The organism is Pseudomonas sp. HS6-2, assembly GCF_049325675.2.
Taxonomy (GTDB): domain Bacteria; phylum Pseudomonadota; class Gammaproteobacteria; order Pseudomonadales; family Pseudomonadaceae; genus Aquipseudomonas; species Aquipseudomonas putida_N.
Map to the genome: position 1 here is coordinate 3,232,872 of NZ_CM143906.1, position 24,215 is coordinate 3,257,086.

Here is a 24,215-nt window from a genome sequence, read left to right on the forward strand (position 1 = left end):
CGCAACGCTCAGGGAACGGTAAATGTTTTTATCTATGAAGGTGCTGATACCACTGGGCGATTGCTGTCGGTTACCGAAACAGCGGCAGGAAGGCAAAAAGCCCGCACTCGGGAAAAACTGATTTACGGGGAAAGCAACCAGGCTGGCCGCAAGGCGCGCAACCTGGCAGGAGCAGTAACGCGTCGTTACGACAATGCCGGGTATACGGAGACCTGCTCGATAGCACTTACCAAGCGATCGATCGTTTCAGCACAGTGTCTGCTGAAACTGCAGGAAGCGTTGCCTGACTGGGCGGCCATCGAGCCGCCAGAGACCGAAGCGGCGCTCACGCAAATGGCAACTTACGATGCCACAGGAGCTGTGCTGACCAGTACCAACTCGGAAGATGTCACTGCAGCCACCGCATACGATATCACTGGCGTACTGCACACTGCCCGGCTCAAATACAAGCGGCAAACCGCTCCGGTCGACCTCATTACCTTGAGGGACATCGTGCGTCAGCCGAACGGTGCGGTGATTACGCAGTCAATGGGAAATGGGCTGACGGAGTTATTGGCGTACGACCCGCGCACACATTACCTGACTCGGCATACCATCATGCGCCCCTCGCATCACCGGCATGGCCCACTGGTTATCAGCGACCTGCATTATGTATACGACCCAGTGGGCAATATCCTGACACTTGATGATAAGGGAGCCGACCCGCAATGGCACCGCAACCAGCAGGCTACTGGTTTACGAAGCTACGCGTACGACACCCTCTATCGACTGGCCGCTGCTACCGGGCGGGAGCGTGTTCCCGTTGCACATTATGGCGTTGGCTCCTCAGAAAGCAGGGTCTGGGTTCCCTATACCGAAATCTTTTCCTACGATCATGGGGATAACCTCGCCCTGATTCGTCACCTCGCAGGCGCTGGCGATTACACGCGCAAGCTCGCCGTTGCCGAGGACAGCAATCGAGCGTTAGTCGATAAGCTTGGTCAGGCAGCTACGAATGGCTTCTGGGCCGGTGGGCTGCAAAAGCAACTGTCCAATGGCCAGGCGTTAAGCTGGTATGCCGATAATCAGTTGTATCAGGTCGCGCTGGTGACACGAAGCGACGGAGAACCGAATGACACCGAGCGTTACCTGTACGCAGATGGCGGCACCCGTTCCCGCAAAATCCAAATAGTCCAGGTTGCTTGTGGTTTACAGTCCTCGATAACCACTTACGCAGCTGGATGTGAGCGCCGTCAACGCCGACTGGCGAATGCGCTCCAGAAAGACATTTCTATTACCACTGCCGGAGAAGTGCGCTTTATCGAGAACAAACTCACTGGCGAACTTCATCTGCGCTATGCCTTCACGGACCGCCTGGGGAGTTGTGGGGGGGAGGCAGATGAGGTGGGACGTATAACTTCGCGTGAAGAGTTCTCAGCTTATGGCGACAGCGCTGGCTCGGATGAAGAGTCGACAGAAATTACTGATCGCACAGTGCGCTACGCTGCTAAGGAGCGGGATGCAACGGGGTTGTATTATTACGGCTGGCGTTATTATCAAGCTGAGCTGGGTCGATGGTTAAGCGCCGATCCAGGTGGATTGATTGATGGAGCCAACTTGTTCCGGTTCTGCCGTAATAATCCTGTCACCCTGAATGATCCGGATGGAAGAGATCCTCATGAAACTCTACAAGAGAATTTCCTGGTCAACGTGCGCCCCATGATTCTCAGTCGGAAGGATTTAGATTATGACGCCGCACTCGGCATCCTCGAAAGTCATTTAAAGCTGACAGGACAGGCGTTAGGCGAAAGCACCGTGAAGATCATGGAGTATTTTCATAAAGCACCTCGCTCAATAAACACAGGCTATGAGAAAGTAGGTGGCTACTCGGATGGTTATGTGAAAAACATGTTTGCCACCGAGGCACGGTCAAATAGCAGCCACTACATCGATATGCGCTTTGATACGGATAGCGCGCTGGTCAATATTGAGGGCGCTATTCCAGCGCTTAAAGAGCTGTATTTTTCTGATGATTTTAAGGTTGTGAGTAGTGAGCTTGCTCCTGCGCATCCAACCTATGGGGCAATACAGATGCACTCATTGGAGCTCTCCCAAGGCGGGGCGCCGATTTACGGGCCTTCTGCGTTCTTTTTAGCTGACGACACTGAGGCAATGAGATACCTGAGTTATACGCCGCAAGATTCTTTCCGTCTATTTGAGGATCTAACGACCCATGGCGAGGCCAAGCGCTTTCAAAACCACATGGCCGCAGCGGGTAACATGTATCCGTTAATTCGCTATGCGACGCCGGAACAGCTGAATTTTTATGAGCAGGTTATTATCAATGAGCAGATTCCGCATGGCCCACTAGAGGCTTACATTGAGTGGCAGTCTCACGGTCGCCTGCTGTTTGGGAAGGACATTGAGCACCTTGCAATCGCTGAAAGTGAAGTAAGCTTATGGACTTGGCTCAACGGTAGCAATCGTGCTGTTGACGCGTTCACTAAAAGGTTTAATGTAAAGACTCATTTCATTTGATTTCGGTAGTTTACTGCCTGGAGAAGGCTGCGGTAAGCAGCTGCACTATCAACCTCCTCAAGTCAAACCACCAAAGCGCTTGTAGAAGTTATCGTTCACATCGGGCAGCGGCCCATCGGCGGTTTCCAGAGCGCTGTTAAGCCAGCTTTCCGCCTTGGCGCAGACCAGCCGATACAGGTTGCGGCACAGCTGACGGGCGGCACGGCCCTCCCAGTCGCCGGGCAGCAGCTCGTCCGGCAGTTGCGGGTCGCGCAGCAGCAAGCGGCGGTATTCGTGGATCAACAAGGTGCGCGCCAGGAAGCAATCCTGGGCATCGAGCTCGTCCTGCTCTTTCAGGCTCTGCCACAACGGCCGGAACAGCTGGATGAACTCGCTGTACTGCTGGCCAAGCTCGTCGATACGCCAACTTTCACGCACCTGGGCGCGCATGGCCTTGGAGGCCAGCACTTCCTGGGTATGGGTTTCGAAAACAATACTGTCGTCGCTGGCCGCCAGCTCGCGCAAGGTGGCGGCCAGGTCACTGCGATCGGCCCGCGGGCAGCCCAGCAGGTTCGGCGCCATGGCACCAAAGCCCTGCCACTCCAGCTCTTCGCGCACGGCCTTGCGCTTGCCGGCGTCGAGCTGAGATAACAGCACCAGCGTCCAGGCACCGTCCCAGGCCGGTTGGCTTGGGCTGTACACGCGCTTGAAGGCCTTTTCGAAACGCCGCCGCCCGGTGCCGGTCAGGCTGTAGTAACTGCGCCGCCCCACCTTCTCGGCGGTCAGCCAGTCTTCCTTGGTCAGGCGGAAGATCGAGGTACGAATCAGCCGTTCGTTGATGCCGATCGGCTCCAGCAAGTTGATCAGGCTGCCCAGCCAGACCGTGCCGCCGTGGGGCTCGATGGCATCACCGTAGAGGGTGATGATCAGCGAGCTGGCGCGGATCGGAGTCTGCTCCTGAAAGCGGGTGATCAGGTTGTTCAGCGGAACGAGGTTGCTCATGGACGAACTGCGCACATTGAAAGCACCGACTATACCTGTGCGACAGGTCGCCTGACCATGGCGCGACGCAGCGATGCTCATGCGCCCGCCTCGCCTTTGGGCCTGAAGCCGCCGTCATCCATGCGCGGGCGCTGTGCTTCGGGGGCGGTCAGCGGTGGGCATTCCACCATCGTTGCCATACAGCGCTGGCTCAAGTGCTGGTACTCGGCAGTGCCGCGCTGCTTCCAGCTCAGTTCCTGCTCGGTCAGCGGGCGCTTGACCTGGGCTGGCGCCCCCATCACCAGGCTCTGTTCGGGGCATTCGAAGCCCGCTTTGACAAACGCAGTGGCGCCGACGATGCAGCGTGGCGCTATGTGCGCTCCGTCCATGACCACGGCATTCATGCCGACCAGGGCGTCTTCACCCACGCGGCAGCCATGCAGCACCGCGCCGTGGCCGACATGGCCATTGCGCTCGATCACCGTGTCACCGCCCGGGAAGCCATGCATGACGCAGGTGTCCTGCAGGTTGGCGCCCTCTTCCAGCACGATCCGCCCGAAGTCGCCGCGCAGGGATGCCAGCGGGCCAACGTAGCAGCGCGGGCCGACGATGACGTCACCAATCAGCACGGCACTCGGGTGCACATAAGCAGTGGGGTCGACCACCGGAGTAAGGCCATCGAGGCGATAGCAAGGCATGTCTTTGCTCCATTAATTTAGCTATTGATACAGTTTTATGTATCACAACATGATGCACTGCAGAACCAAGCATAAGCCGCATGCAAGCTGCTTCCCAGCCATGGCGTCATAGCAGTCAACATAAGACGAGATACACAAAAATACAATTACTATTGCGTTGATGTATCGCATGGTGCTTATACTGATTGCACCTGGGCAGGCTCCCGTGCCACCCCTGCAAACAATTCCAATAAATGCCGGCCTCCCGAAGTGCCGTGCGAGCAGCCTGAGGACCCCGACATGCCTCGTTTCATCGATGTGCAGGCCCCTGAACAGGGCGTTCGCCTGCTCACCCTGCAGCGCCCGGAAGCGCTCAACGCCCTGTGCACCGAATTGCTGGAGGAGCTGGCCAGCGCCCTCGCCGACGCAGAGGCCGACCCCGCTGCCCGTGCCGTGGTCATCACCGGCAGCCGCAAGGCCTTTGCCGCTGGCGCCGACATCCGCGAGATGGCCGAGCGCGACCTGGTCGGCATCCTCAATGATCCCCGTGTCGCCCACTGGCAACGCATCGCGGCGTTTTCCAAACCCTTGATCGCCGCGGTAAACGGCTACGCCCTCGGCGGTGGCTGCGAGCTTGTGATGTGCGCCGACATCGTGATTGCCGGCGAAGACGCCCGTTTCGGTCAGCCCGAGATCAACCTCGGCATCATGCCGGGCGCGGGTGGCACCCAACGCCTGTTGCGGGCCGTGGGCAAGCCACTGGCCATGCAGATGGTCCTGACCGGTGAGGCCATCACTGCCCGCCATGCCTTGCAGGCCGGCCTGATCAGCGAAATCACCCAACCCGAACTGGCCGTCGAGCGTGCGCTGCAGGTTGCCCGCAGCATCGCCGCCAAGGCACCGCTGGCCGTACGCCTGGCCAAGGAAGCACTGCTCAAGGCTGGCGACACCGACCTGGCCAGCGGCCTGCGCTTCGAGCGCCATGCCTTCACCGTGCTGGCCGGCACCACCGACCGTGACGAAGGCATCCTCGCCTTCCAGGAAAAACGCCCGGCGCAGTTCAAAGGCTGCTGAGCCGCCCACTTCCCATCGACTGATCGAGCGAGTCCGTCATGACTTTCGAGCACATTGTGTTTTCCATCGAGGACGGCGTGGCCTTCCTCGCGCTGAACCGCCCCGAGCAGCTGAACAGCTTCAACACGCAGATGCACCTGGAAGTGCGCGAAGCCCTCAAGCAGGTCCGCCAGAGCAGCGAGGCCCGGGTATTGCTGCTGACCGGTGAAGGCCGAGGCTTCTGCGCCGGCCAGGACCTGTCCGATCGCAACGTGGCGCCCGGCGCGCAAATGCCGGACCTGGGCGAGTCCATCGACAAATTCTACAACCCGCTGGTGCGCACCCTGCGCGACCTGCCGCTGCCGGTCATCTGCGCCGTCAATGGCGTGGCCGCCGGTGCCGGCGCCAACATTCCGCTGGCCTGCGACCTGGTGCTGGCCGCCCGCTCAGCCAGCTTCATCCAGGCGTTCTGCAAGATCGGCCTGGTGCCGGACTCTGGCGGTACCTGGCTGTTGCCACGGCTGGTTGGCATGGCGCGGGCCAAGGCGCTGGCCATGCTTGGTGAGCGCCTGAGCGCAGAGCAGGCCGAGCGCTGGGGCTTGATCCACCGTGTCGTAGACGATGCCGAGCTGCGTGACGAAGCCCTTGCCCTCGCTCGCCACCTGGCCAGCCAGCCGACTTACGGCCTGGCCCTGATCAAACGCAGCCTCAACGCCAGCTTCGACAATGGTTTCGACCAGCAGCTGGAGCTTGAGCGCGACCTGCAACGGCTGGCAGGGCGCAGCGAGGATTACCGCGAAGGCGTGAGCGCCTTCATGAGCAAGCGCACGCCTGCATTCAAGGGCCGCTGACCATGAGCGCACTGAACAGCAACGCCCTGGTGGCGGTTATCGGCGCAGGCGCCATGGGGGCTGGTATTGCCCAGGTCGCGGCCCAGGCCGGCCACCCGGTAAAGCTCTATGACAACCGTCCTGGCGCCGCGGCCCAGGCAGTCGCCGGTATCGACCGCCAGCTCGGGCGCCTGGTGGAAAAAGGCAAACTGCAGCCAGAAGCACGTGAAACCATCAGCGCACGCCTGCAGCCGGTCGAGGCGATCGAAACCCTGACCGACGCCCGCCTGGTGATCGAGGCCATCATCGAGAACCTGCAGGTAAAACAGCAGTTGCTGCAGCAACTGGAAGGCCTGTGCGCCGAGGACTGCATCCTCGCCAGCAATACCTCGTCGCTGTCGATCACCAGCCTCGCGGCCGGCCTGCAGCGGCCGCAACAGGTGGTCGGCATGCACTTCTTCAATCCGGCGCCGTTGATGGCGCTGGTGGAGATCGTGTCCGGCCTGGCAACCGCGCCTGCTATCGCCAGCACGCTCTATGACACCGCCAAAGCCTGGGGCAAGAAGCCCGTGCACACGCGTTCCACCCCCGGTTTCATCGTCAACCGCGTGGCCCGGCCGTTCTATGCCGAAAGCCTGCGCCTGCTGCAGGAAGGCGCTGCCGACTGCGCGACGCTGGATGCTCTGCTACGTGATGCCGGCGGCTTTCGCATGGGTGCGTTCGAACTGACCGACCTGATCGGCCACGACGTCAACTACGCTGTTACCTGCTCGGTATTCGATGCCTTTTATGGCGACTTCCGCTTCCAGCCCTCGCTGGTGCAGAAAGAGTTGGTGGATGCCGGGCGCCTGGGGCGCAAGAGCGGCCAAGGTTTCTACAGCTATGCCGAGGGCGCCGAACGCCCGCCGGCTGCGCAACTGCGCAGCCAGGCCAGCGCCGAATGCTGCGTGGTCGAGGGCAACCTGGGCGCCCTGCAGCCGCTGGTTGCGCGCTTGCGTGACAGCGGCCTGGCCATCACCGAGCGGGCCGGCAACGGCCTGCTGCGTGTCGGTGATGCCACCCTGGCCCTGTCCGACGGCCGCCTGGCCAGTCAGCGTGCCCGTGAAGAGGGCCTGCGCAACCTGGTGCTGGTCGACCTTGCGCTGGATTACCAGGCCGCCACACGCATTGCCATCAGCTGGTCGGCCGACACCACGGCCGAGGCGCGCGAGCAGGCAGTGGCGCTGTTACAACACGCCGGCCTGCAAGTGACCGGCATCGCCGACCTGCCTGGCCTGGTGGTGCTGCGCACGGTTGTCATGCTCGCCAACGAAGCAGCCGATGCGGTGCTGCAGGGCGTCGGCAGCGCCGCAGACATCGACCTGGCCATGTGTGCCGGGGTCAATTACCCCCGTGGCCCGTTGGCCTGGGCCGAGCAGCTTGGCGTCGGTTACACCTTGCGCGTGCTGGAAAACCTGCAGGCCAGCTACGGCGAAAGCCGCTACCGGCCTTCCCTGCTGCTGCGCCGCAGCGCCGAACAAGGAGCGAACCTGCATGACTGACCTGCAGCGTAATCCCACTGAGCTGGCCCAAGCCTGTGCCGACGCCCTGTATTCCCGCGATCAGGCCACACAAGGCCTGGGCATCACCTTGCTCGACATAGGCCCCGGCCGGGCGCGCCTGAGCATGACTGTGCGCGCCGACATGCTGCAGGGCCATGGCACCTGCCATGGCGGCTTCCTGTTCGCCCTGGCCGACTCGGCCTTCGCCTTTGCCTGCAACAGCCAGGACAAGGCCACGGTCGCCCAGGGCTGCAGTATCGACTACATCGCCGCAGCGCTGCCGGGCGACCTGCTCGTCGCTTCGGCCATCGAACTCAGCCGTAAAGGCCGTACCGGCGTGTATGACGTGCGCATCGAAAACCAGCGCGGCGAGCTGATCGCCCTGTTCCGCGGCAAATCCTACCAAGTGCGCGGCACCGTGCTCGCGCAGGAGACCCCAGATGATTGAAGCCAAGCCCCTCGATGCCCTGATCATCGATGCCGTGCGCACCCCCATCGGCCGTTACGGCGGCGCATTGAGCAGCGTCCGTGCCGACGACCTGGCTGCTGTGCCGATCAAGGCCCTGATCGCACGCCACCCGGAGCTGGACTGGCAGGCCATCGACGATGTGATCCTCGGCTGCGCCAACCAGGCCGGTGAAGACAACCGCAACGTTGCGCGCATGGCCGGCCTGCTGGCTGGGCTGCCGATCAGCGTGCCGGGCACCACCATCAACCGTCTGTGCGGCTCGGGCCTGGACGCCATCGGCAATGCCGCCCGCGCCCTGCGCTGTGGCGAGGCCGGGTTGATGCTGGCCGGTGGCGTCGAGTCGATGTCGCGCGCGCCGTTCGTCATGGGTAAGTCGGAGCAAGCGTTCGGCCGCAGCGCCGAGCTGTTCGACACCACCATCGGCTGGCGTTTCGTCAATAAACTGATGAAGGCCGAGTACGGCATCGACTCGATGCCTGAAACCGCAGAGAACGTCGCTGAGCAGTTTGGCATCTCCCGTGCCGACCAAGACGCCTTTGCCTTGCGCAGCCAGCACAAGGCGGCAGCCGCCCAGGCCAATGGCCGCCTGGTTCAGGAGATCGTGCCGGTCGAGATCGCCCAGCGCAAAGCCCCGGCCATCCGTGTCGAGCAGGACGAGCACCCGCGTGCCGATACTACCCTGGAACAGCTGGCGAAGCTGGGCACGCCGTTTCGCCAGGGCGGCAGCGTCACGGCCGGCAACGCTTCCGGCGTCAATGACGGCGCCTGCGCCCTGCTGCTGGCCAGCAGCGCGGCTGCCCACCGCCACGGCCTCAAGGCCCGAGGGCGTATCGTCGGCATGGCCGTTGCCGGCGTCGAGCCACGCATCATGGGCATCGGCCCAGTACCGGCAACCTGCAAGGTGCTGGAGCTGACCGGCCTGGCGCTGGCCGACATGGACGTCATCGAGCTCAACGAAGCCTTCGCCGCCCAAGGCCTCGCCGTGCTGCGTGAACTGGGCCTGGCCGACGACGACCCGCGGGTCAACCCCAATGGCGGCGCCATCGCCCTGGGCCACCCGCTGGGCATGAGCGGTGCGCGGCTGGTCACCACGGCCTTGCACCAGCTTGAACATACCAGCGGCCGCTATGCCCTGTGCACCATGTGCATCGGCGTTGGCCAAGGCATTGCCATGGTCATCGAGCGTCTCTGACCAAAGGCTTGTTACCGAACGCGACGCCGCCCATATATGCTGCGTCCATGACACTCACGATAAGCCGCTTGCCCTGGCAAGCGGCCGACGTACAAGAACAATTCGAGTGAAGCCATGAACATGTACCATGATGCCGATCGTGCCCTGCTGGACCCGATGGAAACCGCCAGCATCGACGCCCTGCGCCAGCACCAGCTGGAACGGCTGCGCTGGAGCCTGAAGCACGCCTATGACAAGGTGCCGCTGTACCGCAAGCGCTTCGACGAGTCCGGCGCCCACCCGGATGACCTGAAATCCCTCGACGACCTGGCGAAGTTCCCCTTCACCGGCAAGAACGACCTGCGCGACAACTACCCCTACGGCATGTTTGCCGTGCCCCAGGAAGAGGTAGTGCGCCTGCACGCCTCCAGCGGCACCACCGGCAAGCCGACCGTGGTCGGTTACACCCAGAACGACATCGACACCTGGGCCAACGTGGTTGCCCGCTCAATCCGCGCCGCAGGCGGGCGCAAGGGCGACAAGGTGCATGTGTCCTACGGCTATGGGCTGTTCACCGGCGGCCTGGGTGCCCACTACGGCGCCGAGCGCCTGGGCTGCACGGTGATCCCCATGTCCGGCGGCCAGACCGAGAAGCAGGTGCAGCTGATCCGCGACTTCCAGCCCGACATCATAATGGTCACGCCGTCCTACATGCTCAACCTCGCCGACGAGATCGAGCGCCAGGGCATCGCCCCCCATGACCTGAAGCTGCGCCTGGGCATCTTTGGCGCCGAGCCGTGGACCGACGAGCTGCGGCGCTCCATCGAACAGCGCCTGGGTATCGATGCCCTGGACATTTATGGCCTGTCGGAAATCATGGGCCCGGGCGTGGCCATGGAGTGCATCGAGACCAAGGATGGCCCGACCATCTGGGAAGACCACTTCTACCCCGAGATCATCGACCCGGTGACCGGCGCGGTGCTGCCGGACGGTCAACTGGGTGAGCTGGTGTTCACCTCGCTGAGCAAGGAGGCGCTGCCGATGGTGCGCTACCGCACCCGCGACCTCACCCGTCTGCTGCCAGGCACGGCGCGACCGATGCGGCGCATTGGCAAGATCACCGGGCGCAGTGACGACATGCTGATCATTCGCGGGGTGAACGTGTTCCCGACGCAGATCGAGGAACAGGTGCTGAAAATAAAACAGCTTTCAGAGCTTTATGAGATTCATCTGTATCGCAACGGCAACCTGGACAGCGTCGAGGTGCATGTGGAGTTGCGTGCGGAATGCAAGCACCTCGATGAGTCGCAGCGCAAGCTGGTGGTCGGGGAGTTGAGCAAGCAGATCAAGACCTACATCGGCATCAGTACCCAAGTACTGCTGCAGCCTTGCGGCACGCTCAAGCGTTCCGAAGGCAAGGCTTGCCATGTGTTCGACAAACGGTTGGCCAGCTGAGTCATCGGCTGCCTTTTCGGCCCCGGCATTGTCCGGGGTTTTTTTTGCCTGTACGCCTTGAGTTTTGTGGCGCCTATGAGATCGAGCGCCGCCCGCGCGGCGCTTCGCGGGGCAAGCCCGCTCCTACATTTGTTTCGGGCCAATATCTCCTGCATCCATTGGCACGCGGCCCCTTGTTCGTACGACGCGATATCGAGCCATGCACCAAGGGGTACGCGCGCCAATGGCACAGGCTTTACTGGCCCGAAACAAATGTAGGAGCGGGCTTGCCCCGCGAAGCGCCGCGCGGGCGGCGCTCGATCTCCCAGGCGCTGAAAATCCCCCGTCGAACCCTCAAAGCGATACACAAATCTTATTTGATACACATAAAACTGTTTGACGTTATGTTTTGTATCGCTTACAAATGACTCATGCCTTAGCAGGAGTCGGAACATGTACGCACAGCTAGTGGAAACCGGAGTCAAGCGCGTCAAGTCGCTGGATGAGATGTCGCCCGAAGAGCGCAACTTCCAGGAAAAGATCGACGCCGAAATCAAGATCGAAGCCAAGAACTGGATGCCCGAGGCCTACCGCCAGACCCTGATCCGGCAGATCTCCCAGCACGCCCACTCGGAAATCGTCGGCATGCTGCCTGAAGGCAACTGGGTCACCCGTGCCCCCAGCCTCAAGCGCAAGCTGCAACTGATGGCCAAGATCCAGGACGAAGCCGGCCACGGCCTGTACCTGTACAGCGCCATGGAAACCCTCGGCGCCGACCGCGACGAGGAAGTCGCCAAGCTGCACAGCGGCAAGGCCAAGTATTCGAGCATCTTCAACTACCCGACCCTGAGCTGGGCCGACATGGGCGCCGTGGGCTGGCTGGTCGATGGCGCTGCCATCGTCAACCAGGTGGTGCTGCAGCGCACCTCCTACGGCCCCTACTCCCGCGCCATGATCCGCATCTGCAAGGAAGAGAGCTTTCACCAGCGCCAGGGCTACGAACTGCTGCTGACCATGATGCGCGAGGGTACCCAGGCGCAGAAGGACATGGTCCAGGACGCCATCAACCGCCTCTGGTGGCCGGCGCTGATGATGTTCGGCCCGAGCGACGAGCACTCCCCCAACAGCGCCCAGTCGATGGCCTGGAAGATCAAGCGCCAGACCAACGACGAGCTGCGCCAGCGTTTCATCGACCAGACCGTGCCCCAGCTCGAGCTGCTCGGCTGCACCGCTCCCGACCCGGACCTGAAGTGGAACGCCGAGCGCGGCCACTACGACTTCGGCGAAATCCAGTGGGATGAGTTCTACGAAGTCATCAAGGGCAACGGCCCGTGCAATCAGGAACGCGTCGCCACCCGGCGCAAGGCCATCGAGGATGGCGCCTGGGTACGCGAAGCGGCCGTGGCCTATGCACGCAAGCAACAGAACAAGAACGCCGCCTGAGCGGCGATTGATGCGGAGATCGAAAATGTCTGTCTGGACCCTCTACGAAGTGTTCGTGCGCAGCAAGCACGGCCTTAACCACAAGCATGTCGGCAGCGTGCATGCCGCCGACGCCGCCATGGCCATCGAGAACGCCCGCGAGCTGTACACCCGCCGCAGCGAAGGCGTGAGCCTGTGGGTGGTGCCGTCGGCACTGATCACCGCCTCCTCGCCCGACGAGAAAGACCCGCTGTTCGCCCCTTCGGACGACAAGGTCTATCGCCATGCCAGCTTCTACGAACTGCCCGACGAAGTCGGGCACATGTGAGGTTGGCCATGCACAAGCACGATCTGATCCCGTATTTGCTGCTGCTTGGCGACAGTGCCCTGATCCAGGGCCAGCGCCTATGCGAATGGTGCGGCCATGCGCCGGCACTGGAAGAAGAACTGGCGCTGATGAACGTCGGCCTTGACCTGGTGGGCCAGGCGCGCAACTGGCTGGAGTACGCCGCCGAGCTGCTGGATGACGGCCGCGACGCCGATGCCCTGGCGTTCCGCCGCGACGAGCGCGCATTCCGCAACCTGCTGCTGGTCGAGCAACCCAATGGCGACTTCGCCGTGACCATGACCAAGCAGTTCCTTTACGACGCCTGGCACCATGCCGTGCTGCAGGGTCTGGTCGAGTCGAGCGACGAACGTATCGCCGGCATTGCCGCCAAGGCCTTGAAAGAAGTCACCTACCACCTGCGCCGCTCCGCCGAATGGGTGCAGCGCCTGGGTGGCGGCACCGATGAAAGCCGCCGCCGCATGCTGGAAGCGATCTCCGCCGTGTGGCGCTTCACCGTCGAGCTCAGCGCCGGCAGCGACAACGAGGTGCAACTGGCACAGGCCGGCATTGCCGCCGCCCCCGCAGCGGTTGGTGCGGCCTGGCTGAAACAGGTGAGCGCGACTTTCGAATCGGTCGAGCTGCCACTGCCCAAGGCTGCCAGCCACTTCTACCTGAACGGTCGCCAGGGCCTGCACACCGAACACCTGGGCCTGCTTTTGGCCGAGATGCAGTTCCTGCCAAGGGCCTACCCCGATGCAACCTGGTGAGCTGATTGCCGGCGACCGTGGCGCCCGTGCGCCGCGCGGCGACGACCTGGCGCGGGCCTGGGAGGTACTGGGCCAGGTGATGGACCCGGAAGTGCCCGTGGTCAGTGTGGTCGACCTGGGGATTGTGCGCGACCTCGACTGGCGTGCCGGGCACTTGCACCTTGTGGTCACGCCGACCTACTCCGGCTGCCCGGCCACCGAGGTGATCGAAAGTGATATTCGCCAGGCGCTGGAACAGGCCGGGTTCGCCGCGCCAGACCTGGAGCGCAGGCTGACCCCGGCCTGGAGCACCGACTGGATCAGCGAACTGGGCCGTGAACGCCTGCGTGCCTATGGCATCGCCCCGCCGCACGGCAGCGCCAGCAAGCGCAGCCTGCTCGGCGTGGCCCCCGAGGTGTGTTGCCCGCAATGCGGCAGCCACCACACCGAATTGCTCAGCCAGTTCGGCTCCACGGCCTGCAAGGCGCTGTACCGCTGCCGTGAGTGCCTGGAGCCGTTCGACTATTTCAAATGCATTTGAGCCGTGGAGACCACCATGAGCCAGTTTCACAGCCTGACCATCAAGCAAGTGCGCAACGAAACCCGTGATGCGGTGTCGATCGCCTTCGACGTACCGGCGCACCTGCAAGCGGCCTTCCGCTTCACCCAGGGCCAGTACCTGGTGATGCGCACCCAGCTGGACAACGAAGAAGTCCGCCGCTCCTATTCCATCTGCAGCGCCGTGCAGGACGGCGAGCTGCGGGTAGCCGTCAAGCGCGTGCCCGGCGGGCGCTTCTCGGCCTTTGCCAACGAAGTGCTCAAGGCCGGCCAGCAGCTGGAAGTGATGCCGCCCTCTGGCAGCTTCTTCGTGCCGCTGGACCCGGCGCGCCAGGGCAACTACCTAGGCGTTGCCGCTGGCAGTGGCATCACACCGATTTTGTCGATCATCGCCACCACCCTGGCCAGCGAGCCACACAGCAGCTTCACCCTGCTGTACGGCAACCGCTCCAGTTCCGGGGCGCTGTTTCGCGACCAGCTCGAAGACCTGAAAAACCGTTACCTCGAACGCCTAAACCTGATTTTCGTGTTCAGCCGTGAGCAGCAGGATGTCGACCTGTACAACGGCCGCATCGACGCCGACAAATGCGGCCAGCTGTTCTCGCGCTGGATGGACGTGCCCAGCCTCGATGCCGCGTTCATCTGCGGCCCGCAGGCGATGACCGAGACCGTGCGCGACAGCCTGCAGGCCAACGGCCTGGCCAAGGAGCGTATCCACTTCGAGCTGTTCGCCGCTGCCGGCAACGAAACCCGCCGTGAAGCCCGCGTGACCGCCCGCCAGGTGGACTCGGCGCTCAGCCATATCACCGTGATCAGCGATGGCCGGGCACTGAGCTTCGACCTGCCGCGCAATACCCAGAACGTGCTGGATGCCGGCAACGCCATCGGCGCCGAACTGCCCTACTCGTGCAAGGCCGGCGTGTGCTCGACCTGCAAGTGCCGGGTGATCGAGGGCGAAGTGGAGATGGACAGCAACCATGCCCTGGAGGACTACGAAGTGGCGGCCGGCTATGTGCTGTCGTGCCAGACCTACCCGGTGAGCGACAAGGTGGTGCTCGACTTCGACCAGCTCTGACACCGCGTCGCCTTCATCGCGGATCAATCCGCTCATACAGGCACAGCTGCGCCCTGTAGGAGCAGATTTATCCGCGAGAGGCCATCAGCAACACTCCAAAGTGACCTGATTACAACAATTACAAAACAAAAGAGATCGCTTGCCATGACCCCGGAACACATCGAAAGCATCAGCAACCACCCCGATTTCCAGCACCTGGTCCGGCGCAAACGCCGCCTCAACGGCAGTCTGACCCTTGCCATGCTGGTGATCTACTACGGCTTCGTCTTGCTGGTAGCGTTCTCCCCCAGCACCCTCGGCCAGTCCCTGAGCGGCGGCGTGACCACCATCGGCATGCTGGTCGGCGTGCTGATGGTGCTGCTGTCCTTCGCCCTCACCGGCATCTACGTGCACCGTGCCAACAACGTGCTTGACCCGCTCAACGACAGGCTCAAGCAGGAGTGCGCGCAATGAACTGGACTGCCATTTCGATGTTCATGGTGTTCGTCTGCTTCACCTTGCTGGTGACCCGCTGGGCAGCCCTGCGCACCCGTTCGGCCAGTGACTTCTACACCGCTGGCGGCGGCCTGACCGGCATGCAGAACGGCCTGGCGATTGCCGGGGACATGATCAGCGCGGCGTCGTTCCTCGGCATTTCCGCGATGATGTTCATGAACGGCTACGACGGCCTGCTGTATGCCTTGGGCGTACTGGCCGGCTGGCCGATCATCCTGTTCCTGATCGCCGAGCGCCTGCGCAACCTGGGCAAGTACACCTTCGCCGACGTGGTTTCGTACCGCCTGGCACAGACCCCGGTGCGCCTCAGTTCGGCCTTCGGCACCCTGGTGGTGGCACTGATGTACCTGGTGGCGCAAATGGTCGGCGCCGGCAAGCTGATCGAGCTGCTGTTCGGCATCAGCTACCTGTATGCGGTGATGCTGGTCGGCGTGCTGATGGTCGCCTATGTCACCTTCGGCGGCATGCTCGCCACCACCTGGGTGCAGATCATCAAGGCGGTGATGCTGCTGTCCGGCACCAGTTTCATGGCCTTCATGGTGCTCAAGCACTTTGGCTTCAGCACCGAAGCGATGTTCGCCAGCGCCGTGGCGGTGCATGCCAAGGGCCAGGCGATCATGGCCCCGGGCGGCCTGCTGTCGAATCCGGTGGATGCAATATCGCTGGGCCTGGGCATGATGTTCGGTACCGCCGGCCTGCCCCATATCCTGATGCGCTTCTTCACCGTCAGCGACGCCAAGGAAGCGCGCAAGAGCGTGTTCTACGCCACCGGCTTCATCGGCTACTTCTACCTGCTGCTGATCGTCATCGGCTTCGGCGCCATCGTCATGGTCGGTACCGAGCCTGCGTATCGCGACGCGGCGGGTGCGATCATCGGTGGCGGCAACATGGTCGCCGTGCACCTGGCCCAGGCCGTGGGCGGCAACCTGTTCCTCGGCTTCATCTCCGCCGTGGCCTTCGCCACCATCCTGGCTGTGGTCGCAGGCCTGGCGCTGTCCGGTGCTTCTGCGGTGTCCCATGACCTGTATGCCTGCGTGGTACGCAAGGGTCAGGCCACCGAGCAGGAAGAAATGCGCGTGTCGCGGATCGCCACCTTGGTGATCGGCCTGCTCGCGGTGGTGCTGGGCCTGGTGTTCGAGTCGCAGAACATCGCCTTCCTGTCTGGCCTGGTGCTGGCCGTGGCGGCCTCGGTCAACTTCCCGGTGCTGCTGCTTTCGATGTTCTGGAAGGGCCTGACCACCCGTGGCGCGGTGTGCGGCAGCATGGCCGGGCTGGTGTCGGCCGTGCTGCTGGTGGTGCTCGGCCCTGCGGTGTGGGTCAACGTGCTGCACAACCAAACGGCATTGTTCCCCTACAGCAACCCTGCGCTGTTTTCGATGAGCCTGGCATTCCTCAGCGCGTGGGCGTTCTCGGTCACTGACAGCTCGGAGCGGGCCAAGGAAGAACGCGGCCGCTACCTGGCGCAGTTCATCCGCTCCATGACCGGTATCGGCGCCGCCGGCGCCAGCAAGCACTGATCTTTGACTCTGTCGGGTATAACAACAATGAACCGCACGCGCCTCAAATCGGCCGCCTGGTTGGCCACTTTCGCCCTGCCGCTCCCGGCCCTGGCTGACTTCATCGACGACAGCCACGCACGGCTGGAACTGCGTAACCACTACATCAACCGCGATTTCCGCCAGAGCAACACACCCCAGGCCAAGGCCGAGGAATGGGCCCAGGGCTTTACCGCGAAAATGGAATCGGGCTTCACCGAGGGCATGGTCGGCTTCGGCCTCGATGCCATGGGCCAGCTGGGCGTCAAGCTCGACTCCAGCCCTGACCGGCGCAACACCGGCCTGCTGCCGTTCGGCCCGAAAAGCCATGAGCCGGTCGATGACTACAGCGAGCTGGGCCTGACCGGCAAAGTGCGCGTGTCCAAGAGCACCCTGCGCCTCGGCACGCTACAGCCGATCCTGCCGGTGGTGGTGTACAACGACACCCGCCTGCTGGCCTCGACCTTCCAGGGCGGCCAGCTAACCAGCCAGGACATCGACCGCCTGACCGTCAACGCCGGGCGCCTGAGCAAGGTCAACCTGCGCGATTCGTCTGGCCGCGACGACATGGGCTATGGCGCCGCGACCAGCGACCACCTCGACTTCGCTGGTGGCAGCTACGCGCTGACCCCGCAGACCAGCATCAGCTATTACTACGCCAAGCTTGAAGACATCTACCGCCAGCAGTTCGTCGGCCTGGTCGACACGCGCCCGCTGGGCGAAGGCCTGAGCCTGCGCAGCGACCTGCGCTACTTCGACAGCCGCAACGACGGCGCCGAGCGCGCCGGCAACATCGACAACCGCAACTTCAACGCCATGTTCACCCTCGGCGTGCGGGCCCACAAGTTCACCGCCACCTGGCAGCAGATGTCCGGCGACAGTGCGTTCCCGTTCGTCAACGGCGGCGACCCGTTCACCGTCAACCTGGTGACCTACAACACCTTCACCCGCGCCGGGCTGGACTCGTGGCAGCTGCGCTACGACTACGACTTCGTCGCCATGGGCATCCCCGGCCTGAGCTTCATGACTCGCTACACCGACGGCCACCATGCCGAAACCGCCACGGTCAGCAACGGCCGTGAGCGCGAACGCGACACCGACCTCACCTACGTCATCCAGAGCGGCCCGTTCAAGGACGTCAGCCTACGCTGGCGCAACGTCACCTTCCGTTCCGGCAATGGCCTGACCAATGCCGTGGACGAAAACCGCCTGATCATCGGCTACACCCTGGCGCTGTGGTAACAGCGCCCACAAGAGGAAAACAGCATGTCTGACGCCCCAACCCTGCAGAGCTTCATTGCTGGCCGCTGGATCGGCCAGCACGGCGCCCAGGCCCTGCGCAGCGCCCTGGACGGCCACGTCCTGGCCTACAGCCACGAAGAACGCCCGGATTTCGCCGAAGCCGTGAACTTTGCCCGCGCGCGTGGCCTGGCCGAGCTGATGGCCATGGACTTCCAGCAACGCGCCCAGCGCCTCAAGGCCCTGGCTCTGTACCTGGCCGAGCGCAAAGAACAGCTCTACGCCTTGTCCCACCACAGCGGTGCAACCCGCGCCGACAGCTGGATCGACATCGAGGGCGGCAATGCCACGCTGTTCAGCTACGCCGGCATCGGCAGCCGCGAACTGCCGTCGGGCAATCTGGTGCATGAAGGGCCGGCGATCCCGCTGGGCAAGCAGGGACACTTCGCCGGTAGCCATATCCTGGTGCCGCGCGCCGGCGTGGCTGTGCACATCAACGCCTTCAACTTCCCGATCTGGGGCATGCTGGAGAAATTCGCGCCGACCTTCCTGGCCGGCATGCCGTGCATCGTCAAGCCGGCCACCTCGACCAGCTACCTGACCGAGGCCGTGGTGCGCCTGATGAACGACTCCGGGCTGCTGCCAGCAGGTAGCCTGCAGCTGGTGATCGGCAGCACCGGCGACCTGCTCGACCGTCTGCAGGGCCAGGATGTGGTGACCTTCACCGGCTCCGCCGACACTGCCGCGAAACTGCGCGTCACGCCCAATCTGATCCGCAACTCGGTACCGTTCACCGCCGAGGCCGATTCGCTCAACTGCGCCATCCTCGGCCCGGATGTCAGCCCGGACAGCCAAGAGTTCGAGCTGTACATCAAGGAAGTGGTGCGGGAAATGACCACTAAGGCCGGTCAGAAGTGCACCGCCATCCGCCGCGCCATCGTCCCGGCCAAGCACGTCGATGCGGTGGCTAGCCGCCTGCGCGAGCGCCTGAGCAAGGTCGTGGTCGGTGACCCATCGGTGGAAGGCGTGCGCATGGGGGCTTTGGCCTCCCATGACCAGCAACGCGACGTCGGCGAGCGTGTGCGCAGCCTGCTGCAGAGCTGTGACCAGCTGTTCGGTGCCAGCGATGGCTTTGCCCCGCGAGGTGAGGGCGTTGGCGAAGGCGCGTTCTTCGCCCCGACCCTGCTCCAGGCCCGCGACCCGCATGCCGAGGGCGGCGCCCATGACATCGAGGCGTTCGGCCCGGTCAGCACGTTGATGGCCTATGACGACCTGGATGAAGCGTTGGCCCTGGCTGCACGCGGCAAAGGCAGCCTGGTGGCGACCCTGGTCACCGCCGACCGCGCCGTCGCCGCCAAGGCCATCCCGGTAGCCGCCGCCTGGCACGGGCGCCTGCTGGTGCTCGACAGTGAAGCAGCCAAGGAATCCACCGGCCACGGCTCGCCGCTGCCGCAGCTCAAGCACGGCGGCCCGGGCCGCGCCGGGGGTGGCGAGGAGCTCGGCGGCCTGCGGGCGGTCAAGCACTACCTGCAACGCGCCGCAGTGCAGGGTTCGCCCAGCATGCTGACCGCCGTTACCGGCGAGTACGTGCGCGGCGCCGAAGTGATCGAAACCGAAGTGCATCCGTTCCGCCGCTACTTCGACGACCTGCGTATCGGTGAATCGCTGCTGACCCACCGTCGCACCGTGACCGAAGCCGACCTGGTCAACTTCGGTTGCCTGTCCGGCGACCATTTCTACATGCACTTCGACGAGATCGCGGCCAAGGAATCGCAGTTTGGCAAGCGCATCGCCCATGGCTACTTCGTGCTCTCCGCTGCGGCCGGGCTGTTCGTCTCGCCAGGCGCCGGGCCGGTACTGGCCAACTACGGGCTGGACACCCTGCGCTTCATCAACCCGGTCGGGATTGGCGACACCATCCAGGCGAGGCTGACCTGCAAGCGCAAGATCGACCAGGGCAAGACCAGCCCGCTGGGGCAGCCGCAAGGCGTTGTCGCGTGGGATGTGGAGGTGACCAACCAGCTGGGTGAGCTAGTAGCCAGTTACGACATCCTGACGCTGGTGCTGAAGAAGGCCTGATAGATGGGTTGCCTGTGCGGGCCTCTTCGCGGGACAAGCCCGCTCCTACAACGATTGTGATCTCCTGTAGGAGCGGGCTTGTCCCGCGAAGAGGCCCGCACAGGCGCCACATAAAGGCACATAGCCACCTCGTACATCCGCCCTAATGCCCTGCCCGCTCCTCGGCGCTATAGTCCGGCCATCCGCCACACCCCACGCCAAGGAAGCCTCCACCATGAAATCCGCCAAGCTCCTGCTGAGCGCTGCCGTCCTGTTCACCGTCGCCGGCTGTCAGACCATCAAACCCTCCGACCAAACCCTCAAGGAGCGCGCCGAGTTCGCGCTCAACACCCCGGTTACCAAGGTCGCCAACGTGCGCAACGACAGCACCCTCACCTACTACACCGTTACCACCGCCAAGGGCGAATACAACTGCCAGATGCCCAGCGGAGCCATCGTTGCGGTCGGTAGCATGGGCCTGTATGAGCCCACCCCGTCCTGCCTGAAGGAAGGCCAGGCGATCATCTTGCAGTGATGCTGCCGCCGCCCCCGGCGCCGCGCTCCAGCTCCGGAGCCGCCGGCACCTCGCGCAAGGCCCGCAGGGCCGCGCGCAATTCCGCCGGGCGCACCGGCTTGGACAGGATTGCGATATTGCGCCCCTGCACAATTGCCTGGATCTTCTCCAGGTCATGCCCGGTCATGATCAAGGCCGGCAGTTCCCAGCCCCGCTGCGCCCGCAAGCTGTCGATGCAATCGACCCCGGTGGCCTCCTGGCCAAGATCGTAGTCGGCGACGATCACGTCACAATGGCTGACCAATCCCATGGGTGAACCATGCGCTTCAACTTCGCAGCCCCAACGCTGCAGCAGTGCCGAGGTCGCACGCAATACGTTGTGATCATCCTCCACCAGGCACACCTTCAGGCCGCCGAGCATGGCATCCTGCAACACGCGCTGTTCGCTACGTTGGGGCACTGGCTGTGCGGCCAGCCGCGGCAAGCCCTGCAGGCTAACGGCCGTACCATGGCCTACGCGAGAACGCAGTTGCACCTGCAAACCCATCAAATGCCCCAGGCGCTTGACGATCGACAGGCCCAGGCCAACCCCTTCGACGTCCTTGTCACGCACCTGGCGCACCCGGTAAAACTCTTCGAAGACCAAGCCCTGATGCACCTCCTCGATTCCGCGCCCCTGGTCATAGACCACGATGGCCAGCGCTTCACCCTGACGCCGCACGCCGATCAGCAGCGGCCGCTGGGCGGCGTACTTGAAGCTGTTGGACAGCACGTTCTGCACCATGGTGGCAAGCATGCCGCGGTCGGCGTGGGTCCAGTGCGCACAAGGGCGCAAGCGCATCTCGACGCCCGCCCAGCGCGCCGCCTCGGCGTTCTGGCGCAGCAGTTCGGCAAGAAACTCATGCAACGCAAAGGCCTCGCACTTCGGTTGCACCCGGCCATTGTCCAGCGTGTACAGGTCGAGGATCGAGCGGAACAGCTGCGACACGTTGAGCAGCGAGCGGTCGATGCTGTCCACCAGGCGCCGTTCCTGCTCGGCCAGCGGCGCTTCGCGCAGGCAGGCGGTGAACAGGCCGATGGAGTGGATCGGTTGGCGCAGGTCGTGGCTGGCCTGGGCCAGGAAGCGCGATTTCTCCCGGGTGGCGGCCATCGCCAGCTCCGAGGCCTTGCGCGTGCGCTCCAGCAGCATATGGGCGTAGAGCGGGATGACCGTACTGGTGGTGAGCAGCATCAGCACCATGAACGGGTTGGCCTGCCAGTAAGGGTTGAGCTGGTACACCGCCACCAGCGCGGTCAGCGCCAGCACCGTGGCGATGGCCAGGTAGCGGGTACCGAAGCGCATGCCGTTGCCCAGGTTGACCCAGACCATCACCGCATACAGCGGCAGCGCCGCTTCGCCGCCAAGCACCAGGCCGAAGCAGGTGCCGGTGTAGTCGTGCACGATGCCCAGCACCCGCCGCCACGGGTAATGCCCCGGCCAGCGGGCGATGGCTTGGCGCAGGCCGATCGACAGCACGATGAAGCTGATGATGTAGTAGATCACCGGCAGGTAGCTGTCGATCGATTCACCCGGCAGGAAACCCAGCACGGTGATGTAGACCAGCGCGCAACTGGCGACGATGACGCGCAGGTTGGCCTGGTCGAGTTCGTTGTTCTTGTTGTAGTCCATGGTCGACGTCCTTGTGCACGGGGTCGCATAAACGCCCGCTTGGCGCAGCGCTTGCCGTTGTCGAGTGCTAACTTAGCATGGTCGGAAGAACCGCCGTTCACAGGGAGTGTCAGGACGTGACGTGCCGCATCATCGTAGCGGACGACCATCCATTGTTCAGGGAAGCGATGGTCCGCACCGTGCAAAGGGTTTTGCCGCAGGCGCAGCTCGAAGAGGCTGGCGACCTGCAACAGGTGTTGGCGCTGGCCCGCCAGGGCGAAGCACCGGACACACTGATTCTCGACCTGCGCTTCCCGGGGCTCGACTGCATCGAGCGGCTGGCCGAACTGCGCCAGCTGTTGCGTCGTACCACCCTGATCATCGTGTCGATGGTCGACGACCCGGCGCTGATCGAGCATGTCATGGCCAGTGGGGTCGATGGCTTCATTGGCAAGAGCGTCGCCCCTGACGAGCTCGGCGCGGCGATCCTGGCCATCCGTGACGGCGAACTACTGGTCAGGTACAGCCCTTCAGGGTTGTTGCCGAGCCTTGGCAGCGCCAGCGAGGTGGAACAGCTTACCCACCGCCAACACGAGGTGCTGCGCCTGATCGCCCAGGGCAAGACCAACAAGGAAATCGCCCGCGCCTTGGACATCTCGCCGTTTACCGTGCGCATTCACGTGTCGTCGTTGCTCAAGGCGCTCAATGTCACCACCCGCACCGCAGCGGCGGTCAAGTACAGCGGTACCTGATACCGTTGGTCAGTGTCGCCTGCGTCTGGACTGATCAGGCCAGTGTGGCCGCCACTCTCAATCAATGAGGGGTGGCCAATGGCTTTGCCTCTCACTCCTGTGCCAGGCCCCCCCCCGGTGGGCCCTTTTCCATGAACGAGGGCGCCAAAATGAACATACGACTGCACATGGGCGGAGGCAGCGCCCAGGACGACTGGCCAGAGCTGGCCCCTGACCAACGTGATGACCGGGCAGATGACCCGGATACCGACCCGAACCTGACCGATGACGATCAGAACCGCCCAGGGGTGCCTGCCAGCGACCCCGAGTCCGGTGCATGAGGCACTAGCTGGTCACACTGGAGTCGCTGACTGCCCGGCTGGGCTTGCCACCTGATTCGCGCCAACTCACCGCGGTTATCCCGTAGCGCTCAGCCATCGGTCGGCTCACCTTCCTGATCTTCTCTCGCCCGAATTTGGGGATGATACCGATCCCTGCATCACAACTTGCCCAGTGCCACGCCTCGGCGTTATCGATCTTCTCGAGCCGGATGATGAAGCTGCGCGGCTCGCCGTGCAGCAGGTAATCGATAATGTAAAGCTGCGGACTCGGCATCACGCCGCCCTCCTTTCTCCATGGATGACTTCTTCATTGAGTGATGCCGCCCGGGAAAGATTCAAAAAGATTGTCGAACCCTTCAGCAGAGCAGATGGCGGTGGCGATCACTCTCAAGAGGATATCGTCATCGTCCCCCCAGTCCGACTGTGGTAGGTAGCCCGCCAGGCGCGCTGGCGGGCCTCAGCGAACGCCGCTATTGCTGATGCGGGCGCCCCCCGCCGTGGCTGTTCTGCCCGCCCTTGCGGCCAGCCTCCGATGCCCGTTGCCGATCATTGGCGAAGTTGCCGCCAGATGCCTGGCCGCCTTTGTGGCCGGCACGGGAGGCGCGTTCACGATCGTTGGCGAAATTGCCTGGGTTGGTTTCCTTGGTGCCGCCACGTTGTCCGGTCCGTTGTTGATCACCAGCCATGTCGTTTCTCCTTGCGATACGGATAGGTTGGGCGCATGAAACGGTGCCATGCCTTAGTTCCGAACCGGCGATGGGCGGGTCTGCTCAATCGGAATGTATGCGGCTGACCGGTGGCGCGAAAGGTTCTTGCTGCAAATGCTTGTGCGGCATGTATTGGCAAGGCAATTTTTTTGCAGTGCAGCGGTCA

At 63.4% G+C, this 24,215-nt stretch carries 23 protein-coding genes and 1 pseudogene; 19 read left to right on the plus strand and 5 right to left on the minus strand.

From position 1 onward, the window contains the following. Positions 1-1,383: 1,383 nt before the first annotated feature. The gene (locus ACOKS3_RS14975; protein WP_374755315.1) at positions 1,384-2,517 is read left to right on the plus strand and encodes an RHS repeat-associated core domain-containing protein; all 1,134 of its coding nucleotides are present in this window, start codon (positions 1,384-1,386) and stop codon (positions 2,515-2,517) included. Between the two features lie 57 nt (positions 2,518-2,574). Here the strand turns inward: ACOKS3_RS14975 and paaX are convergent, their stop codons facing one another. Continuing rightward, entirely contained in the window at positions 2,575-3,498 is a 924-nt protein-coding gene (gene paaX / locus ACOKS3_RS14980; RefSeq protein WP_181004495.1) for a phenylacetic acid degradation operon negative regulatory protein PaaX, read from the minus strand. Positions 3,499-3,575: 77 nt separating this feature from the next. Next, entirely contained in the window at positions 3,576-4,175 is a 600-nt protein-coding gene (gene paaY, locus ACOKS3_RS14985) for a phenylacetic acid degradation protein PaaY (RefSeq protein ID WP_103447384.1), read from the minus strand. 279 nt (positions 4,176-4,454) lie between these two features. On the opposite strand from paaY, the gene paaF reads away from it, so the two are divergent. The 16 genes and pseudogenes from paaF to ACOKS3_RS15065 all read left to right on the plus strand — a co-directional run bounded on the left by paaF (position 4,455) and on the right by ACOKS3_RS15065 (position 20,643). Further along, positions 4,455-5,228: a 2,3-dehydroadipyl-CoA hydratase PaaF gene (gene paaF / locus ACOKS3_RS14990; protein ID WP_103447385.1), complete on the plus strand. Its 774-nt coding sequence runs from the start codon at positions 4,455-4,457 to the stop codon at positions 5,226-5,228. Positions 5,229-5,266: 38 nt separating this feature from the next. Continuing rightward, on the plus strand, positions 5,267-6,058 hold the full coding sequence (paaG, locus tag ACOKS3_RS14995) for a 2-(1,2-epoxy-1,2-dihydrophenyl)acetyl-CoA isomerase PaaG (RefSeq protein WP_103447386.1): 792 nt from the start codon (positions 5,267-5,269) through the stop codon (positions 6,056-6,058). Between the two features lie 2 nt (positions 6,059-6,060). Then, positions 6,061-7,578 carry a 3-hydroxyacyl-CoA dehydrogenase PaaH gene (gene paaH, locus ACOKS3_RS15000; protein ID WP_422764292.1) on the plus strand — a complete coding sequence of 506 codons (1,518 nt, stop codon included), beginning with the start codon at positions 6,061-6,063 and terminating at the stop codon, positions 7,576-7,578. After that, positions 7,571-8,026 (plus strand): hydroxyphenylacetyl-CoA thioesterase PaaI, encoded by a 456-nt coding sequence (gene paaI, locus ACOKS3_RS15005; RefSeq protein WP_103447388.1) that lies wholly within the window; start codon positions 7,571-7,573, stop codon positions 8,024-8,026. Before paaH ends, paaI begins: the two co-directional genes overlap by 8 nt. Further along, positions 8,019-9,239 carry a 3-oxoadipyl-CoA thiolase gene (pcaF, locus tag ACOKS3_RS15010; RefSeq protein ID WP_422764291.1) on the plus strand — a complete coding sequence of 407 codons (1,221 nt, stop codon included), beginning with the start codon at positions 8,019-8,021 and terminating at the stop codon, positions 9,237-9,239. Before paaI ends, pcaF begins: the two co-directional genes overlap by 8 nt. Before the next feature lie 114 nt (positions 9,240-9,353). Next, positions 9,354-10,673, plus strand: coding sequence for a phenylacetate--CoA ligase PaaK (gene paaK, locus ACOKS3_RS15015; RefSeq protein ID WP_103447390.1), 1,320 nt, complete (start codon positions 9,354-9,356; stop codon positions 10,671-10,673). A 432-nt stretch (positions 10,674-11,105) separates the two neighbouring features. Further along, positions 11,106-12,095: a 1,2-phenylacetyl-CoA epoxidase subunit PaaA gene (gene paaA / locus ACOKS3_RS15020; RefSeq protein ID WP_103447391.1), complete on the plus strand. Its 990-nt coding sequence runs from the start codon at positions 11,106-11,108 to the stop codon at positions 12,093-12,095. 25 nt (positions 12,096-12,120) lie between these two features. After that, positions 12,121-12,402 (plus strand): 1,2-phenylacetyl-CoA epoxidase subunit PaaB, encoded by a 282-nt coding sequence (paaB, locus tag ACOKS3_RS15025; protein WP_004374528.1) that lies wholly within the window; start codon positions 12,121-12,123, stop codon positions 12,400-12,402. Between the two features lie 8 nt (positions 12,403-12,410). Beyond that, positions 12,411-13,169 carry a 1,2-phenylacetyl-CoA epoxidase subunit PaaC gene (gene paaC, locus ACOKS3_RS15030; RefSeq protein ID WP_422764290.1) on the plus strand — a complete coding sequence of 253 codons (759 nt, stop codon included), beginning with the start codon at positions 12,411-12,413 and terminating at the stop codon, positions 13,167-13,169. Further along, on the plus strand, positions 13,156-13,689 hold the full coding sequence (gene paaD / locus ACOKS3_RS15035; protein ID WP_103447393.1) for a 1,2-phenylacetyl-CoA epoxidase subunit PaaD: 534 nt from the start codon (positions 13,156-13,158) through the stop codon (positions 13,687-13,689). Before paaC ends, paaD begins: the two co-directional genes overlap by 14 nt. Before the next feature lie 15 nt (positions 13,690-13,704). Beyond that, entirely contained in the window at positions 13,705-14,781 is a 1,077-nt protein-coding gene (gene paaE, locus ACOKS3_RS15040) for a 1,2-phenylacetyl-CoA epoxidase subunit PaaE (protein WP_422764289.1), read from the plus strand. A gap of 144 nt (positions 14,782-14,925) precedes the next feature. Beyond that, complete coding sequence (locus tag ACOKS3_RS15045; protein WP_422764288.1) at positions 14,926-15,234, plus strand: DUF485 domain-containing protein; 309 nt, start codon at positions 14,926-14,928, stop codon at positions 15,232-15,234. Continuing rightward, a pseudogene (locus ACOKS3_RS15050) lies at positions 15,225-16,793 on the plus strand (cation acetate symporter); the annotation flags it as partial. The gene ACOKS3_RS15045 and the pseudogene ACOKS3_RS15050, both read left to right, overlap by 10 nt. A 27-nt stretch (positions 16,794-16,820) precedes the next feature. Continuing rightward, positions 16,821-18,053: an OprD family porin gene (locus tag ACOKS3_RS15055; RefSeq protein WP_422764287.1), complete on the plus strand. Its 1,233-nt coding sequence runs from the start codon at positions 16,821-16,823 to the stop codon at positions 18,051-18,053. A 24-nt stretch (positions 18,054-18,077) separates the two neighbouring features. After that, positions 18,078-20,129, plus strand: a complete 2,052-nt coding sequence (gene paaZ / locus ACOKS3_RS15060; protein WP_103447398.1) for a phenylacetic acid degradation bifunctional protein PaaZ — start codon at positions 18,078-18,080, stop codon at positions 20,127-20,129. Positions 20,130-20,343: 214 nt separating this feature from the next. Further along, a complete protein-coding gene (locus ACOKS3_RS15065; RefSeq protein WP_103447399.1) occupies positions 20,344-20,643 on the plus strand; it encodes a hypothetical protein in 300 nt (99 codons plus the stop codon). On the opposite strand, the gene ACOKS3_RS15070 is transcribed toward ACOKS3_RS15065, so the two are convergent. Continuing rightward, on the minus strand, positions 20,630-22,291 hold the full coding sequence (locus tag ACOKS3_RS15070; protein WP_422764286.1) for an ATP-binding response regulator: 1,662 nt from the start codon (positions 22,289-22,291) through the stop codon (positions 20,630-20,632). The two genes, ACOKS3_RS15065 and ACOKS3_RS15070, sit on opposite strands and share 14 nt — an antisense overlap. Positions 22,292-22,407: 116 nt before the next feature. Here ACOKS3_RS15070 and ACOKS3_RS15075 point away from each other — a divergent pair, with 116 nt between their 5' ends. Together ACOKS3_RS15075 and ACOKS3_RS15080 are read left to right on the plus strand one after the other, a co-directional pair. Then, the gene (locus ACOKS3_RS15075) at positions 22,408-23,022 is read left to right on the plus strand and encodes a LuxR C-terminal-related transcriptional regulator (protein ID WP_422764285.1); all 615 of its coding nucleotides are present in this window, start codon (positions 22,408-22,410) and stop codon (positions 23,020-23,022) included. A gap of 149 nt (positions 23,023-23,171) precedes the next feature. Further along, positions 23,172-23,342 carry a hypothetical protein gene (locus ACOKS3_RS15080; protein ID WP_181004523.1) on the plus strand — a complete coding sequence of 57 codons (171 nt, stop codon included), beginning with the start codon at positions 23,172-23,174 and terminating at the stop codon, positions 23,340-23,342. A gap of 4 nt (positions 23,343-23,346) precedes the next feature. Here the strand turns inward: ACOKS3_RS15080 and ACOKS3_RS15085 are convergent, their stop codons facing one another. Further along, entirely contained in the window at positions 23,347-23,616 is a 270-nt protein-coding gene (locus ACOKS3_RS15085; RefSeq protein WP_103447402.1) for a DUF6555 family protein, read from the minus strand. A 196-nt stretch (positions 23,617-23,812) separates the two neighbouring features. Next, positions 23,813-24,028, minus strand: a complete 216-nt coding sequence (locus ACOKS3_RS15090; protein WP_103447403.1) for a con-10 family general stress protein — start codon at positions 24,026-24,028, stop codon at positions 23,813-23,815. Between the last annotated feature and the right edge of the window lie 187 nt (positions 24,029-24,215).

Excerpts from the sequence above, each read along its gene's own strand:
- paaX (WP_181004495.1), bottom strand. The coding sequence starts at position 3,498 with ATGAGCAACCTCGTTCCGCTGAACAACCTGATCACCCGCTTTCAGGAG.
- paaY (WP_103447384.1), bottom strand. The coding sequence starts at position 4,175 with ATGCCTTGCTATCGCCTCGATGGCCTTACTCCGGTGGTCGACCCCACT.
- paaF (WP_103447385.1), top strand. The coding sequence starts at position 4,455 with ATGCCTCGTTTCATCGATGTGCAGGCCCCTGAACAGGGCGTTCGCCTG.
- paaG (WP_103447386.1), top strand. The coding sequence starts at position 5,267 with ATGACTTTCGAGCACATTGTGTTTTCCATCGAGGACGGCGTGGCCTTC.
- paaH (WP_422764292.1), top strand. The coding sequence starts at position 6,061 with ATGAGCGCACTGAACAGCAACGCCCTGGTGGCGGTTATCGGCGCAGGC.
- paaI (WP_103447388.1), top strand. The coding sequence starts at position 7,571 with ATGACTGACCTGCAGCGTAATCCCACTGAGCTGGCCCAAGCCTGTGCC.
- pcaF (WP_422764291.1), top strand. The coding sequence starts at position 8,019 with ATGATTGAAGCCAAGCCCCTCGATGCCCTGATCATCGATGCCGTGCGC.
- paaK (WP_103447390.1), top strand. The coding sequence starts at position 9,354 with ATGAACATGTACCATGATGCCGATCGTGCCCTGCTGGACCCGATGGAA.
- paaA (WP_103447391.1), top strand. The coding sequence starts at position 11,106 with ATGTACGCACAGCTAGTGGAAACCGGAGTCAAGCGCGTCAAGTCGCTG.
- paaB (WP_004374528.1), top strand. The coding sequence starts at position 12,121 with ATGTCTGTCTGGACCCTCTACGAAGTGTTCGTGCGCAGCAAGCACGGC.
- paaC (WP_422764290.1), top strand. The coding sequence starts at position 12,411 with ATGCACAAGCACGATCTGATCCCGTATTTGCTGCTGCTTGGCGACAGT.
- paaD (WP_103447393.1), top strand. The coding sequence starts at position 13,156 with ATGCAACCTGGTGAGCTGATTGCCGGCGACCGTGGCGCCCGTGCGCCG.
- paaE (WP_422764289.1), top strand. The coding sequence starts at position 13,705 with ATGAGCCAGTTTCACAGCCTGACCATCAAGCAAGTGCGCAACGAAACC.
- ACOKS3_RS15045 (WP_422764288.1), top strand. The coding sequence starts at position 14,926 with ATGACCCCGGAACACATCGAAAGCATCAGCAACCACCCCGATTTCCAG.
- ACOKS3_RS15055 (WP_422764287.1), top strand. The coding sequence starts at position 16,821 with ATGAACCGCACGCGCCTCAAATCGGCCGCCTGGTTGGCCACTTTCGCC.
- paaZ (WP_103447398.1), top strand. The coding sequence starts at position 18,078 with ATGTCTGACGCCCCAACCCTGCAGAGCTTCATTGCTGGCCGCTGGATC.
- ACOKS3_RS15065 (WP_103447399.1), top strand. The coding sequence starts at position 20,344 with ATGAAATCCGCCAAGCTCCTGCTGAGCGCTGCCGTCCTGTTCACCGTC.
- ACOKS3_RS15070 (WP_422764286.1), bottom strand. The coding sequence starts at position 22,291 with ATGGACTACAACAAGAACAACGAACTCGACCAGGCCAACCTGCGCGTC.
- ACOKS3_RS15080 (WP_181004523.1), top strand. The coding sequence starts at position 23,172 with ATGAACATACGACTGCACATGGGCGGAGGCAGCGCCCAGGACGACTGG.
- ACOKS3_RS15085 (WP_103447402.1), bottom strand. The coding sequence starts at position 23,616 with ATGCCGAGTCCGCAGCTTTACATTATCGATTACCTGCTGCACGGCGAG.
- ACOKS3_RS15090 (WP_103447403.1), bottom strand. The coding sequence starts at position 24,028 with ATGGCTGGTGATCAACAACGGACCGGACAACGTGGCGGCACCAAGGAA.